The following is a 15,058-nucleotide window of genomic DNA, read 5'->3' as shown; positions in this document are numbered from 1 at the left end:
ATGCCAGCGCACAGCCTTGAACGCCGCTTGATCGAACGCTTTCAGCATGGCATGCCGGTCTGCGCCGAACCCTACCGGGAGATGGCGCAGCAACTGGACTGCAGCCAGGATCAGCTCATTGCCTGCCTGCAACAGATGGCCGAGCGTGGCAGCCTGTCGCGCATCGGCCCGGTGTTCGAGCACCGTCACGCCGGCGCCAGCACCCTGGCGGCCCTGGCCGTGCCTGCCGAGCGCCTGCAGCAGGTGGCCGCGCGTATCAGCCAGTTCCCCGAAGTCAATCACAACTATGCCCGCGAGCATCACTACAACCTCTGGTTCGTGCTCACCGGGCCGGATCGCCCGCACCTGCAACAGGTCCTCGACGAGCTCGAGGCCGACACCGGCCTGACCCCGCTCGACCTGCCGATGCTCACCGCTTACCGCATCGACCTGGGCTTCGCCCTGGCAGAAGCACCATGAACCGCGCACTGGATGCCGGGCAAAGCCTGGCCCTGCGCCGTCTGCTCGAAGCGGGCCTGCCCCTGCTGGCGCGCCCCTATCAGCACCTGGCGCAGCAGATCGGTGCCGAGGAGCAACAGGTCCTGGCGCAGGTCCGGCAGTGGCAGCAGCACGGTCTGTTCCGTCGCCTGGGCCTGGTCCTCAATCACCGCGCCCTGGGCTATACCGCCAACGCCATGCTGGTGCTGGACATCCCCGATGCGCTGATCGACGAAGTCGGCCAGCGTCTGGGGCGCGAGCCGCAGGTCAGCCTCTGCTACCAGCGCCCGCGTCGTTTGCCGCAGTGGCGCTACAACCTGTTCTGCATGGTCCATGGCCGCCAGCGCGAGCGGGTCGAGGCGCAGATCACGGCGTTGCTCGAGCGGCACCTGCTCAGCGACCTGCCCTATCAGATCCTGTTCAGCACCCAGGCCTTCAAACAGTGTGGTGGCCGTTTCGCCCCCGCCAGCCACGGAACTTGCTCCCATGGATGAACTTGACCGGCGCCTGATCAACCGCCTGCAACTGGGCCTGCCGCTGGTGCCGCAGCCCTGGCAGGTGCTGGCCGAAGAACTGGGCAGCAGCAGCCAGCACCTGCGCGAACGCCTGCAGCGGCTGCTCGACGACGGCAGCCTGACCCGCTTCGGGCCGATGTTCGACATCGAGCGCCTGGGCGGCGCCTTTACCCTGGCCGCGCTGACGGTGCCCGAAGCACGCTTCGAGGCCGTCGCCGCCACACTGGCGGCGATGCCCGAAGTCGCCCACAACTACCGCCGCGAGCATGCCTGGAACATGTGGTTCGTACTCGCCTGCGCCAGCCCCGAGGCACTTGACCACGCCCTGCAGCGCATCCACCAACGCACCGGCCTGGCCCCGCTGAACCTGCCCAAGGAGGAAACCTACCATGTCGGTTTGTACTTCTCGCTCTGAACAGGCCCTGGCCCTGCGCCTGGTAGCCCTGACCCAGGCCGGCCTGCCGCTGGTGGACGATCCCTGGGCCTGGCTGGCCGAGCAGTTGCAGCTCAGCGTCGAGGCAACCCTGGCGCTACTCAAGGGCCTGCAGGCCGACGGCGCGATTCGGCGCATCGCCGCCGTGCCCAATCACTACCGCCTGGGCTATCGCTTCAACGGTATGACCGTCTGGGATGTCGACGACACTCAGATGCCGCGCCTGGGCCGGTTGATCGGCGCCCAGCCCTTCGTCAGCCACTGCTACCGGCGCCCACGTAACGGCCGCTGGCCGTACAATCTGTTCGCCATGGTCCATGGCCGCAGCGCCACCGAGATCGACAGCTACCGCGAACACCTGCGCTATTTGCTGGGCAATGCCTGCCGGGCCGACGAGATGCTGGTCAGCAGCCGCATCCTGAAGAAGACCGGCATTCGCCTGCCCGCCAGCGCCCTGGGTCAAGGAGCCTGACATGCTCAGAATCAGCCATTACCTGCGCGCCTTGGCCGGCACCAGCCCGGCGCCACGCAGCAGCCCACCGGGCAGCCCGCGCCCGCCGGTGGTGATCTGGAACCTGCTCAGGCGTTGCAACCTGACCTGCAAGCACTGCTACGCCACCTCGGCCGACAGTGTGTTTCGCGATGAACTGGACAGCGAGGCGGCCCTGCAGGTGATCGACGACCTGGCCGCTGCCGGGGTCAAGGTGCTGATCCTCTCCGGCGGCGAGCCGCTGCTGCGCGACGACCTGTTCCTGCTCAGCGCCCATGCCCGCGACAGGGGCATGTTCGTTGCCCTGTCGAGCAACGGCACCTTGATCGATGAAAGCAACATCGCCCGGGTGCGCGCCGCCCGGTTCGACTATGTCGGCATCAGCATCGACGGCCTGGAGGCCACCCACGACGCCTTTCGCCAGCTCAAAGGCAGCTTCGCCCGTTCGCTCAAGGCCATCCGCCTGTGCCGCGAACAGGGTATTCGCGTCGGCATGCGCACGACCCTGACCCAAGACAACCACGCCCAGTTGCCGGCCTTGCTGGCGCTGATGCGTGAGCACGATGTCGACAAGTTCTACCTCTCGCACCTGAACTACAGCGGCCGTGGCAAACGCAGCCGCAAGCTCGACGCCCTGCAGCAGATGAGCCGTGAGGCGATGAACCTGCTGTTCGACCGGGCCTGGGAGGATATCGAGCACGGCCGCGACAGTGACTTTGTCAGCGGCAACAACGACGCCGATGCCATCCTCTTGCTGCAGTGGACCGAGCGCCATCTGCCTGAACACGCAGCGCAACTTGAGCAGATGCTGCGGGCCTGGGGCGGCAATGCCTCGGGCAGCGCCATCGCCAATATCGACAACACCGGCGAGGTTCACCCGGACACCTACTGGTGGCAGCATTCGGTGGGCAATGTGCGCCGCACGCCGTTTCGCACCTTGTGGCTGGACGAGCCCGACCCGCTGCTGCTGCGCCTGCGCCAGCACCCTCGCGCGGTAACCGGGCGCTGCGCCGCCTGCCGCTGGCTGAGCATCTGCAACGGCAACACCCGTACCCGCGCCTGGGCCGCGGGTGACCTCTGGGGCCAGGACCCCGGCTGCCACCTGAGTGATGAAGAGATCGGCCTGCCGCCCTCGCCCGGCATTCCTTGCGTGATGACCTGACAACCTGACCGGGCAAGGCGCCGAGACAGCCGCCACCCCGGCACCCCTGATGATGGATCAAGGAGCGCCCTCATGCATTGTGCCTCTGTTCTACCCGCAGCCCTGCACTCGCCCTTCAACCCGGGCGAGGTGGCCCTGGTCGGCGCCGGCCCCGGCGATCCGCGCCTGCTCACCCTGCGCGCCTGGAGCCTGCTGATGCAGGCCGATGCGGTGGTCTATGACCGCTTGATCAGCAGCGAGCTGCTGGCGCTGATCCCGCCGGGTTGCAACCGCCACTACGTTGGCAAGATCAGCGGCTATCACAGCCTGCCCCAGGCGCAGATCAACCAGCTGCTGGTCGATCTGGCAAACCAGGGCCTGCGCGTGGTGCGGCTCAAGGGCGGCGACCCGTTCGTCTTCGGCCGCGGCGCCGAAGAGCTCGAGTTTCTCCTGCACCAGGGCATCGATTGCCAGGTGGTACCGGGCATCACGGCCGCTGCCGGCTGCAGTGCCTACGCCGGCATTCCCCTGACCCACCGCGAGCTGGTCAACTCCTGCCGCTTCGTCACCGGTCACCTGCAGCACGATGGCGAACTGAACCTGCCCTGGCAGAGCCTGGCCGACGACAGCCAGACCCTGGTGTTCTACATGGGCCTGGCCAACCTGCAGGTGATCAGCGCGCAATTGATCGCTGCCGGGCTTGCTGCCGATACCCCGGCGGCGCTGATCAGCCGCGGCACCTGCGCCGACCAGCAGGTGCTGCGCGGCACCCTCGGGCAGTTGCCGACGCTGGCCCGGCACTGCCCTGCCGCGACTCCGACCTTGACCGTGATCGGCAAGGTGGTCGGGTTGTTCGCCGAGCAGACGCTGCGCTACCCGGCAAGCTTTTCCAGCCGGCAGACTGCAGCGCAGCTTACGCCCGCTCAGACCGTCCTGGAAAACTGACCCTGGCGCCCGCCGCCAAGGTAGGCGTCAAACGCCATGGCGGTGTTGCGCATCATCAAGTGGCCCTGGGGCAGCAACTGCAGGGCATCCTGCCCCAGGGTCAGCAGTTGGTCATCCACCTGCTCGGCCAACTGCCCCAGGGCATCGGCGAAGTAGTCGTTGAAGCGGATCCCATGGGCCGCTTCCAACTGAGCGAAGTCGACCCGGCCATGGCACATCAGCTGGTTGATCACCTCGCGGCGCAGCACATCGTCGGCGTTGAGGCGGTAGCCGCGCTGGATCGGCAGCAGGCCCTGGTCGAGCCGCGCATAGTATTGGGAGAGCAGCTTGACGCTCTGGCTGTAACTGTCGCCGACCTTGCCGATGGCCGACACGCCCAGCCCGATCAGGTCACAGTCGGCATGGGTCGAGTAGCCCTGGAAGTTGCGCTGCAGGGTGCCGTTGGCGCGGGCCAGGGCCAGCTCGTCGTCGGGCAAGGCGAAATGGTCCATGCCGATGTACACGTAACCGGCCTCGGTCAGGCGCTGGATGGTCAGCTCCAGCAGCTCCAGCTTGCGCTCTGGTGGTGGCATGTCTTGTGGACGGATCATCCGTTGCGCCCGCACCTGTTCAGGCAGGTGTGCGTAGCTGTAGGCGGCGATGCGATCCGGGCGCAGGTCAATGATCTTGCTCAAGGTCACATCGAAGCTGTGCACGGTTTGCAATGGCAGGCCGTAGATCAGGTCGACACTGACCGATTTGAAGCGCGCCTGGCGCGCTGCCGCCACCAGGGCGTAGATCTGTGCCTCGCTTTGCCGGCGATTGACCGCCGCCTGCACATCGGCGTCGAAATCCTGCACGCCGAAGCTCAGGCGGTTGAAGCCCAGGCCGCGCAGCATTTGAACCTGCCCGGTGCTGATGGTGCGCGGATCGACCTCGATGGAAAACTCGTGAGCATCGCTGTCGTCGAGGTTGAACGCCTGGTGCAGGCAGTCCATCAGCTCGGCCAGTTGGGCGTTGCTCAGGTAGGTCGGCGTACCGCCGCCCAGGTGCAGTTGGGTCAATTTGCGGCTGCGTTCGAACAGCGCGCCCTGCATGGCAATCTCACGCTTGAGGTAGCCCAGGTACTCGGCCGCGCGATGGGTCTTGCGGGTGATGATCTTGTTGCAGGCGCAGTAGTAGCACAGGCTCTGGCAGAACGGGATGTGGATATAGGCCGACAGCGGTTTGGTTGCAGCGCCCTGGTTGCTGGCCTGCACCGCTTGCAGGTAATCATCGAGGGCGAAGGCCTGATGAAACTGCGGCGCGGTCGGATAGGAGGTGTAGCGTGGCCCCGGACGGTCGTACTTTTTCACCAGGGCGCGGTTGAATTCAAAGGCTGGCATCGTGGTCGACCCATTGCTGATGGAGGGAAAGCCCCGGGCTGCTCGGTGCGAACAACTGGCAGATGGCATCCACTTCCACACGGCCGGCGGGCAATATGCTGATGTAACGCACTGACAGCTCAACCAGCCCGGCCCGGCTCATGGCCTCCAGCTGGCACCAGGCGCTGGCGAAGTACTGGGTAAAGTCCACCCCGTAACGGGCCTCGAAGGCCTGGATATCCAGCTCCAGGTCACAGGCCAGGCGCTCGGCCAGCCGTTGGCGCAGCTGGTCATCGGCCTCACAGCGCCAGCCTCGACAGGTGGCCAGCTGGTCGTTGCCAAGCGCTTGCAGGTAGTGCGCAAGCGTCAGGGCATTCTGGGTGTAGAGCTCGTCGAACTGGCTGATGGCGCCAAGGCCCAGGCCAACGTGGTCGCAGTAACCGTGCCGGGTGAAACCCTGGCAATTGCGGCGCAGGCGCCCGCGTTCCTGGGCGATGGCCAGGTCGTCGTCGGCGCGCACGAACTGGCCCAGGCCGATGTGCTGGTAGCCTGCGGCGAGCAACTGGGCAAAACACAGCTGACGCATCCGGGCCTTGTCAGCCGGGCTGCACGGCGCTTGCCGGGCGCTGTGGGCATAACGCGCCGGTGGCTTTGCATAATCGAAGACCTGCAGGCGGTCAGGCTCAAGCTCGATCAGGGTGGCCAGCTTGCGGGCGAAGCTGTCCAGGGTCTGCCAGGCGTGACCGTAGCCAAGGTCGACGCTCACCGAACGAAAATCGAAGGTGCGCGCCGCATCGATCAGCGAGTGAATCGGCGCCGGGTTCTGGCAGCGGGCGGGCGACGGCAGCGCGTCCTGGCGACAATCGGGCACCCCGATGCTGACATGGTTGAAACCCAGGTCACGCAGCAAGCCCATGGTCGCCCAGTCGGTGTGGTGCAAATCGACTTCGACGCCGTAGTCGCCCAGTTCGTGTTCAAGAAAGTTGAAGCGCCTGCGCAGTTGCTCCATCAACCCTTGCAGCACCTGGGCACTCGGGGTGGCACCACTGAGTTGAAACTGCTCGATGCGCTGGTCGGCGCCCAGGTGGCAGCCCACCAGGGCAATCTCCCGTTGCAGGCAGCGCAGGTAGGCGTCCTGCTGCTCGCCACCGAGGCCGGCCGGCAACTGCACGCTCAACGACAAGGGCCGGTGCTGCTGGCGGCTGGCGCGCAGGGCACGCAGGGCATCCAGCGAACCGATGCCGGCATGGAACCTGCGGGTATCGGCATGCCCCCCAGGCTCACCCGGCCAGTGCCCGTGCGCGGTGGTCTGCTGCCAGTGGCGATGGAGTGGATCAAGCATGGCGGGGCTCCGAGACGGGCTACGGAGCCTCAGTGTCCGCCGAGTCCGGCCTGCAGGCCTTGATTTGCATCAAGCGCCGCGCGGGTGGCTACCAGCTCAGGTAGAACATGGCCTTGGCCAGCAACAGGATCAGCAGCAGATGGATGAACACACTGTGGTGAATGAACTTCACCCGGCCACTGCTCATGCGCCCGCTCCTGAACAACAGCATGGCCGCCAGAAAATGCACCAGGACGCTGGCAGCGAGGGCAATCTTGAGCAGCAGCAAGGTGGCAAAGGACGACGCCAAGGGCGCGGCCAGCAGCGGCGCATAGCGCAGGGCGACCATCCCTGCCCCGGCGCCGAACAGCACCAGCAGCACCCAGGGCATCAGTTGCCGGGCGCGTTGGCCGATGGCTTGTTCCAACAGCAGCATGAGCTTGGCCGGTAGCTGCTTGCGGATGTGTTCCAGGAACAGCACCTCGAAGAACACCGTACCGATGAAGATCACTGCGGCGAACAGATGCAGGGTTAACAGCAGCGGGTAGAGCATCGGGGCCTCGGCGGGTGGCTGGCGCTGAGGTCCAGACTAGCGCAGCGGCAGGCCTGGGCGGTTGACGGCAGTCAACTAATTCCAGGTGGGAGCGAGCTTGCCTCGCGATGCGATGTTCGCCTGGCAGAACGCATCGCGGGGCAAGCCCGCGCCTACAGCGCGCATGGCTTTTGCGATTCTGCGCCGCTTTTACATTTCTGTGCGACACATCCCATTTCAGGGGCTCCCGTGTCACCCGCCGTGGTGGTAGCTTGGAAAAGTTTTGTTGCATTCATCCTTTCTCATCACTTGCCTGCAAAGGAATGTCCCCCGCAATGAATTTCGCCCTGAAAAAACTGGCTGCGGCCACCCTTGTGTTCGCTGGCCTGGCATCGGTCACCTCGCCTGCCCTTGCCAACATCACCCCACAGCAAAGCGCGGCCATCCTCAAGAGTTTCACTGACGCTTCGGTCAAGGACTTCCGCCAGTTCCTCGCCAGTGTGGCGAAAAGCGATCTGGCCAAGGCCGACAAGCTCGACCAGAGCATCGCCGCGTTTCTCGGCAACAAGCCGCTGACGGCCGAGCAGCAGAACGAAATCCATCGCTTGCTGGGTATCTATGCCCGGGTCAAGTACGGCGCGGCGGCCACCCAGACCCTGCGTGAGCTGGTGGCCATTCCGACCTTCCGCGTCGAGGGCGTCGAGCAGCACGACAACCCCGAGTTCATCAAGATCGCGGCAAAGATCAAGGACCTGGCCCAGGCCTTCAACCTGAACTTCCGTAACATCGACAACCGTGTCTATGAAATCTCCCTGGAAGGCCAGGGCGATGAAGTGGTCGGTATTCACGCCCATGCCGACGTGGTGCCGGTGACGCCGGAGAACTGGGTGCTCAAGGATGGCACCCGCCTCGACCCGTTCAAGGTCACTCTGGTGGGCGACCGCATGTATGGCCGCGGCACCGAAGACGACAAGAACGGCATCGTCGTGGCGATGTACGCCATGAAGATCATCAAGGAAGAAAAGCTGCCGCTGGCACGCAACTTCAAGCTGCTGGTCGACACCACCGAAGAGACCAGCGGCGACGCCATCCCCTACTACTTCGAACGCAACCCGACACCCAACTACAACCTGGCACTGGACGGTGGTTACCCGGTGGTGATCGCCGAGAAAGGTTACGGCACGGTCATGGCCAGCTTTGCCCGCCGCGCAGGCGACGGCAAAGGCGCCGAAATCACCGGCTTGACCGGCGGCCTGGCCACCAACCAGATCCCTTCGACCTCGGTGGCCACTCTGGTGACCGACAAGCCTGCCGAGCTGGCGGCGGCCCTGCAAAAAGCCGGTGTTCAGTACGCCAAGGCCAATGGCGGCAACTTCGAGGTCAGCGCCAAGGTCGATGGCAAGGACGTCAAGCTGACGGTCACCGGCGTCTCGGCGCACTCCTCCGAGCCTGAGTCCGGGGTCAACCCGGTGGCGCGGATGCTCGACTTCATCAATAGCCTCGACGGCAAGGTCGCGCTCAAGCACAACCACATCACCGACGCCGCCCGTTACGCTGCCGACAACTGGGGCCTGGACTACCTGGGCGGCAAACTGGGTGTCGGCTTCTCCGACAGCTTCATGGGCCCGCTGACCACCTCGCTGACCTACGTCGGCCTGGACGACAAGGCCTTGAAGCTGGCGGTCAACCTGCGCGTGCCCAAGGGCAAGAGCCCGGAAGTCTTGAAGAAAGAAATCGCCGACAAGCTGGGTGCCTGGAGCAAGCAGAGCCATATCGCACCGACCTTCGATTACTCGATCGCCGCGCCGATGTTCCGCAACCCCGAGGGTGAATGGGTCAAGGCGCTGCTGGCCGTGGCCAGCGAAAACCTGGGGATGAAGCACGAGTTCGGCACCTCCGCCGGCGCCACCTCGGTGCACGAATTGCCCAATGGCGTGCAGTTCGGCCTGGCCATGCCCGACGTCAAGTACACCGGGCACAACGACAACGAGTTCAAGACCGTGGAGCAGTTCCTGCTGGACCTGCAGGTGGTGACGGAAATGATGGGGCGTGTGGGGCAATTGCCCAAGCTTTGATCCTGCTGCTGTCTACCCAGGGCTGCTTCGCAGCCCATCGCGGCGCAAGGCCGCTCCCACAGTGGGGGGCCTTGCGCCGTTTTTCTTCAGTGATATCATTTTGACGTCAACTAATTTACCATCGCCGCGCTCTTCTGCGTGGCACCGCCTTTTTTAATGCAGCGAAGTCCAGCCCCGCACGGAAGCGAAGCACTCAACACGCCGTTAAAGGATTAAACCGTGACTCCTGTGATGTTCCGCAAGACCCTGCTCGCCCTGGCCGTAACCGCCACTGCCCTGCCCGCCCTCGCCGAAACTGTCCAGCTGACCAACGCAGGCTTCAAGAGCGAACACCAACGCTACAGCGGCAATCTTGAGATCAACGGTGCCTACACCGGCGGCAGCGATGAAGATGCCATCGAACTCAATGGCTCAAGCATCGAGAAAGACCTGATTCTCAACGCCACCATCAACAGCACCGGTGACTTCGCCGGTGGCGTCGACATGGATGTCTGGGAAGGCACGCAACCCTGGGTCGCCAATAGCATCGGCGGCGACGTGATCAACAAGGGCAGCATCTCGGCCATCGGCGGTGGCGCCAACGCGCTGATGATCGACCCGGCCAAGATCGGCGGCAGCGTCATCAACCAAGGCCTGCTCTACGCAGAAGGTGCTCCACTGACCGACGGTGGCGGCCGCGACGTCGCCCGTGCCCTGGACTTCTCCGGATCGTCGGTGATCAAGGGCAACCTGCTCAATGACGCCAGCGGCAAGATCATCGCCAAGGGTGAAGATGCCAAAGGCATCAACCTTGAAGGCGGCGAGATCCTCGGCAAGGTCATCAATCGCGGCCTGATCGAAGTCACCGGCGCAGGCGCCACCGGCATCGACGCCACTAGCAGTGGCTCGGGCATGCACACCGACATGGTCGACTTGATCGGCATCGAGAACCACGGCACCATCATTGCCAATGGCGATGACGCCGAGGGCATCCGTATCGATGGTGCCAGCTTCACCGGTATGAACAACCACCTGATCAACACCGGCACCATCCGCGCCGAAGACGCCGCCATCGCCATCGGTTTCAGTGACTTCGACGGCCCGGGCGCCCAGCCCTGGTACAAGGAGCATGGCGACTTCAACGTTTTCAACAACGGTACGATCATCTCTGCCGATGAAGCCATCGACGCCTCGGAAAGCAACCGCCCGGTCGAGCTGATCTTGCGAAAAGGCAGCGTCATCGTCGGCAACCTGATCGACCTGAGCAACATCGATGTCGAAGGCGATACTTCCTTCACTGGCACCGACAGCCGTGCTGATGGCTCCAACATTCGCCTCAAGGACGGCGGCTGGATCGAGGTCGGCAGCGCAAGCGACGACCGCAAAACCACCCTGACCCTCGAAGCCCCACACACCAGCATCGACGGCAACCTGTACGTCGCCGGCAACTCTGCCCTGGGCCTGAACCTGAGCAACGCCACCAACGCCAGCAGCGCCGTGCTCAAGGTCACCGGCACCACTCAGTTCGGCCAGGGCGCGCAGCTGCAACTGGCGGCCAAAGGCGAAGATTTCAACGCCAATGGCAGTACCTACAAACTGCTCGAAGCCGGCCGGATCGAGCTGCTCGGCGCAGACGGCGAAACCGTCGACCCGAATGCCAAACTCAACCTGGTCAGCACTTCTGCGCTGCTCAAGGTCGACAGCTACACCGTCGACAACCAGCAGGTAGTGGCCGTCGTCACCGGCAAAGGCAAGGAAGAAGTCGATCAGATCATCACCAACCAGGGCGGCTCGGCCAACAGCCAGCAAGCCCTCGGCAGCCTGACCGCCGACGGCATGATCGGCAAGCTGGCCGACAACGACCCGTTCAAGCAGGCCCTGCTCAACGCCGATGAGGCCCAGGTCGCCAAGCTGGCCTCGGAACTGACCCCGGAAACCAACGGCGGCGCGACCCAGGCCGCCACCACCAGCCAGAACCTGGTGAGCAACGTCACCGGCAACCGCACAAGCGCCCTGCGCGGCGCCTCCTCGGGTGAAGGCTTCAAGGAAACCGGCGTCTGGGTGCAGACCCTGTACAGCGACGCCAGCCAGGACCTGCGCGACGGCGTGGCGGGCTACAACGCCTACAGTCGCGGTATCGCGGTCGGTGCCGATGGCAAGCTCAACGACAACCTGACCCTGGGCCTGGCTTACAGCTTCATCAATACCGACGTCAACGGCAAAAGCGGTAACCAGACTGAAGTCGACAGCCATGCCTTCACCCTGTACGGCGGCTTCGAGCAGGGCAACTATTTCGTCGATGCCAGCCTGACCTACGGCGTCAACGACAATGAAAGCACCCGCTCCATCGCCGGCACCCGCGCCAAGGCCAACTACGACAGCGACCTGCTGGGCCTGAACCTGGTCGGTGGCTACACCTACCACATCAACTCGCAGATGCTGGTTGAACCGCGCCTGGCCGCCCGTTACAGCCTGGTCAACATCGACGGCTACCGCGAGAAGGGTTCTTCGGCAGCCTTGAAAGTCGAAGACCAGCGTTACGAGGCCATCGAGCTGGGTGCAGGCCTGCGTGTGGCCGGCAGCTTCCCATTGGGCGCAGGTACCCTGGAGCCGCAAGCCAAGCTGATGGCCTATCACGACTTCGCCGCTGACGAAGCCAAGAGCACCTCGACCTTCCTGCTCGGCAGCACGCCGTTCGTGACCAGCGGTGCCAAGGCGGCGCGTGACAGCTATGAAGCCGGCGTAGGTGCCGATTACAAGCTGGGCGCGGTGACCCTGGGCGTCAACTACGACTACATTGGCAAGTCGGGCTTCGATGCTGACGTGTTCTCGGCGAAAGTCCGTTACGACTTCTGATGCGTAACCGCCTGGCCGGCCCACGCCTGTGGGCCGGCGCCTGTCGAGCCTTGGGGGCGCTGCTGGTCAGCGCCCTTCTTGGTGCCTGCCAATCCCCTTATTCAGCACTGCAGCAACTGGCGCAACAGCACGGCCGACACCTGGAAATCGTGCCGGGCCAGCCGTTTCCGCTAGCCCTGCTGGCGCCTGAACAACCTGCAAACAAGCGTCTACGGGTGTACCTGGAAGGCGACGGCCATGCCTGGGCCACGCCCAGCCAACCCAGCCTCGACCCGAGCCCACGCAACCTGTTGGTTGCGCGCTTGGCAATCAATGACCCAACACCCAATGCCTACCTTGCACGGCCATGCCAGTTTGTCACGGCCGCCGGCTGCACAGCCGCGCTGTGGACCGACCGCCGCTTTTCCCAGGAGGTCGTCACCAGCCTCAGCCAGGCGCTGGACCGGCTCAAGCAGCAGTTTGGCAATCGCGAGTTCGAGTTGGTGGGCTATTCAGGTGGCGCGGCGCTGGCCGTGCTGCTGGCCGGACAACGGGACGATGTGACGCAGATTCAAAGTATCGCCGGCAATCTGGACCCGCACTTGTGGGTGCAGCGCAAAGGCCTTTCGCCGCTGAAGGGTTCCCTGGACCCGATGGCGTACAAGGCGCGTATCCAGTCATTGCCCCAACGCCACCTGGTGGGAGGTGGCGATGCGGTGATTGGCGCTGAAATCATCAGCAGTTTTCGCGGCACTGCAGCGTCGCGCCCCTGTAATCAACTCCTGATCCTGCCTGACGCCACCCACGAGTCGGGTTGGGAACCGGTGTGGGCGACCTGGAGCACCCGGCCCATCGAGACCTGCCGCTAAGCTCGACAGCCACTGTGGTAAATGCCGCACCTGATAATTTTGCCAGTTACCCAGGACCTCATGCCCCTTTAGACTCCCATCGTGGTTAGCACTGGCATGCCGTGGGTCTATGCCTAATGTTCATTCGACACTGCAGGCGTCCTGTATGCAAACCCTGATTCGGAGCATGTCCGCAAAGAAATACATCGCATTGGCTGCGCATGAGCGATGCAAGAACACCCTGGTCAGTTGGGCCTTTGACAACCGCACCGCGCTAGCTCGCCACACACTCTTCGCAACCCGTGCAACAGGCAATCTGATCCAGCGTGCCACCGGCATCCACGTCAGCAAAATGCTCAGTGGCCCCCTGGGAGGGGACCAACAGATCGGCTCGCTGATAGCGGAGGGTAAAATAGATGTCCTGATTTTCTTCTGGGACCCCCTGGGCAACTTTCCCCACAGCTGCGACGTCAAAGCATTGCTGCGCCTGGCAACCGCCTGGAACATCCCGATTGCCAGCAACGAGACAACGGCCAACTTCTTGCTTCAGTCACCCTTGTTCGAGCAGCAGGTGAGGATCGCCATTCCTGGCGAAGCAATGTCCTAGGGACTTCACTGTGCCCAACGCGCCTCGCTGTTCTGCAACGCCGAAGCAATGGTCGCCAACGTGCTATCGGGCAGTGTGTCCGGCAACAAGTCGGTGCCGGAGCTGACATACAACTGCGCGTAGGCGTTACGCAACTCGGCGTACGAGAGGTCGCGTTTCAACTGCGTCTGCAGGTTGTTCAGCTCGCCCTGGATCAACTCCAGCTCACCGATGTTCTGGGTCTGGTAGCGGTTGCGCAACTGCTCTGCGATCTGCCCGTCCAGTGCCGCCAGCTCTTCGCTGGTGCGGAACTGACGCGCGGCCTCGTTGTAGTTGGCGTTGGCCACGTACAACTGCGCCAGTACCGCCATCGACATGGCCTGGCGTCGTGCCGCCGCGACGTCTTCACCGGCTTTGGCAACCTTGATCGCCGCCGGGGCCGACAACACGTTGAACAGGTTCCAGGTCACCTTGACGCCGTAGTCCGCCCAGCTCTGATTGACCAGAAAGGAGTTGCTGTCGTAGTGCCCACCGGCCGAGAACTCAAGGCCCGGTAGCAAGCGCAGCATGGCCTTGCGGGTTTCTGCGGCGCTGATCCGTGCCTGGTAATCCTGTTCGCGCAACTCAGGACGGCTGGCCAGGGCCTGCTGTTCCAGGCGGGTGAAATCCCCCTTGAACTGCGGTACCTCGTAGCCTGCTTCCGGTGCCAGGGTGAACTCGGTGTTCAGCGGCAGGTTGATCAAGGCCGCCAGTTCAGTCTTGGCCAGCGACAAGGCGCGGCGCTGCTCTTCGAGCTGGCGGGTGGCCTCGATCAGGGCGCGCTGATAGCTGAGCGACTGCACCGGATCGCCGATGCGCTGGCTGCTCATGTGCTGGCTGTTGTCCCGGGCCTCGGCCACCCGGCCCATCAGGCTGTCGATCTGGGTCAGCAGGCGCTGCGCCGCAACCGCCCGCCAGTACGCCGAACGTACGTCCTGGGTAATGGTGTGAATGACCTTGCGCCGCCGCTCCTGGAGAATCAGGCGCTGGTCGGCCTGCTGCTTGGCGCTGACGTAACTGACACCAAAGTCGAGCACGTTCCACACCATGGTCAGGTCCGCCACCTCGCGGTCGCGGTCCTGGGAGGTCGAAGGTTCCAGAGACTGGGTACCGGTCTGCACGCTCTGGCTGCTCGAGGCGCTGACATTGTTGCGCCCGGCATAACCGGCTTCCATGGCCATGCGCGGCAGCATGTCGAAGCTCGCCAGGTCGACCTGACGCTTGGCCAGGGCTTCCTCCATGACCTTGAGGCGCGATTCGAGGTTGTATTTCACCGCCCGTGCCATGGCCTGGTGCAAGGTCAAGGGACCGCTGAGCGGTTCCTGGTCCTTGAACATGTTGACCAGGTCAGTGCGCGCCCGCGCCTCGCTAAGGCTGCGGTCAATCGGCTCGCTGGTCACCGCACATCCGCTGATTGCCAGCGCGAGCACGCTGGCACTGAACAGTTTCTGACTTTTCTTCATCCTTGGGCCGCCCCCTGGTACGGCTCGATCATTTCT

14 protein-coding genes are annotated in these 15,058 nt (G+C 64.0%); 10 read left to right on the top strand and 4 right to left on the bottom strand.

Annotation, left to right across the window (positions count from 1 at the left end; all coding sequences use genetic code 11):
- The 6 genes from EXN22_RS12510 to cobA all read left to right on the top strand — a co-directional run bounded on the left by EXN22_RS12510 (position 1) and on the right by cobA (position 4,001).
- Positions 1–459 (top strand): Lrp/AsnC family transcriptional regulator, encoded by a 459-nt coding sequence (locus EXN22_RS12510; protein WP_130264342.1) that lies wholly within the window; start codon positions 1–3, stop codon positions 457–459.
- Complete coding sequence (gene ahbB / locus EXN22_RS12505; RefSeq protein WP_130264341.1) at positions 456–971, top strand: siroheme decarboxylase subunit beta; 516 nt, start codon at positions 456–458, stop codon at positions 969–971. Before EXN22_RS12510 ends, ahbB (EXN22_RS12505) begins: the two co-directional genes overlap by 4 nt.
- On the top strand, positions 964–1,407 hold the full coding sequence (locus tag EXN22_RS12500; protein ID WP_130264340.1) for an Lrp/AsnC family transcriptional regulator: 444 nt from the start codon (positions 964–966) through the stop codon (positions 1,405–1,407). Before ahbB (EXN22_RS12505) ends, EXN22_RS12500 begins: the two co-directional genes overlap by 8 nt.
- Positions 1,382–1,897, top strand: a complete 516-nt coding sequence (gene ahbB, locus EXN22_RS12495) for a siroheme decarboxylase subunit beta (RefSeq protein ID WP_130264339.1) — start codon at positions 1,382–1,384, stop codon at positions 1,895–1,897. The genes EXN22_RS12500 and ahbB (EXN22_RS12495) overlap by 26 nt, the downstream gene beginning before the upstream one ends.
- Before the next feature lies 1 nt (position 1,898).
- Entirely contained in the window at positions 1,899–3,077 is a 1,179-nt protein-coding gene (gene nirJ / locus EXN22_RS12490; protein WP_130264338.1) for a heme d1 biosynthesis radical SAM protein NirJ, read from the top strand.
- Positions 3,078–3,149: 72 nt separating this feature from the next.
- Positions 3,150–4,001, top strand: a complete 852-nt coding sequence (gene cobA / locus EXN22_RS12485; protein ID WP_130264337.1) for a uroporphyrinogen-III C-methyltransferase — start codon at positions 3,150–3,152, stop codon at positions 3,999–4,001.
- On the opposite strand, the gene hemN is transcribed toward cobA, so the two are convergent.
- From hemN to EXN22_RS12470, 3 genes are all read right to left on the bottom strand, one after another.
- Entirely contained in the window at positions 3,980–5,365 is a 1,386-nt protein-coding gene (hemN, locus tag EXN22_RS12480) for an oxygen-independent coproporphyrinogen III oxidase (RefSeq protein ID WP_130264336.1), read from the bottom strand. The genes cobA and hemN overlap by 22 nt on opposite strands.
- Positions 5,352–6,686 (bottom strand): oxygen-independent coproporphyrinogen III oxidase, encoded by a 1,335-nt coding sequence (locus EXN22_RS12475; RefSeq protein ID WP_130264335.1) that lies wholly within the window; start codon positions 6,684–6,686, stop codon positions 5,352–5,354. Before EXN22_RS12475 ends, hemN begins: the two co-directional genes overlap by 14 nt.
- An 88-nt stretch (positions 6,687–6,774) precedes the next feature.
- Complete coding sequence (locus tag EXN22_RS12470; RefSeq protein WP_130264334.1) at positions 6,775–7,218, bottom strand: hypothetical protein; 444 nt, start codon at positions 7,216–7,218, stop codon at positions 6,775–6,777.
- A gap of 314 nt (positions 7,219–7,532) precedes the next feature.
- Between EXN22_RS12470 and EXN22_RS12465 the strand changes: the two genes are divergently transcribed.
- The 4 genes from EXN22_RS12465 to EXN22_RS12450 all read left to right on the top strand — a co-directional run bounded on the left by EXN22_RS12465 (position 7,533) and on the right by EXN22_RS12450 (position 13,541).
- Positions 7,533–9,272: a dipeptidase gene (locus tag EXN22_RS12465; RefSeq protein ID WP_130264333.1), complete on the top strand. Its 1,740-nt coding sequence runs from the start codon at positions 7,533–7,535 to the stop codon at positions 9,270–9,272.
- Between the two features lie 231 nt (positions 9,273–9,503).
- Positions 9,504–12,107 carry an autotransporter family protein gene (locus tag EXN22_RS12460; RefSeq protein ID WP_130266811.1) on the top strand — a complete coding sequence of 868 codons (2,604 nt, stop codon included), beginning with the start codon at positions 9,504–9,506 and terminating at the stop codon, positions 12,105–12,107.
- On the top strand, positions 12,107–12,955 hold the full coding sequence (locus EXN22_RS12455) for an alpha/beta hydrolase (protein WP_130264332.1): 849 nt from the start codon (positions 12,107–12,109) through the stop codon (positions 12,953–12,955). The genes EXN22_RS12460 and EXN22_RS12455 overlap by 1 nt, the downstream gene beginning before the upstream one ends.
- A 145-nt stretch (positions 12,956–13,100) precedes the next feature.
- Positions 13,101–13,541, top strand: coding sequence for a methylglyoxal synthase (locus EXN22_RS12450; RefSeq protein WP_130264331.1), 441 nt, complete (start codon positions 13,101–13,103; stop codon positions 13,539–13,541).
- A gap of 5 nt (positions 13,542–13,546) precedes the next feature.
- Here EXN22_RS12450 and EXN22_RS12445 read toward each other — a convergent pair whose 3' ends face one another.
- Complete coding sequence (locus EXN22_RS12445) at positions 13,547–15,022, bottom strand: TolC family protein (protein WP_130264330.1); 1,476 nt, start codon at positions 15,020–15,022, stop codon at positions 13,547–13,549.
- Between the last annotated feature and the right edge of the window lie 36 nt (positions 15,023–15,058).

It is taken from the genome of Pseudomonas tructae, from assembly GCF_004214895.1.
Taxonomy (GTDB): domain Bacteria; phylum Pseudomonadota; class Gammaproteobacteria; order Pseudomonadales; family Pseudomonadaceae; genus Aquipseudomonas; species Aquipseudomonas tructae.
Note: the sequence above shows the minus strand (reverse complement) of the source record. Positions and strands in the feature narration are given on the sequence as shown.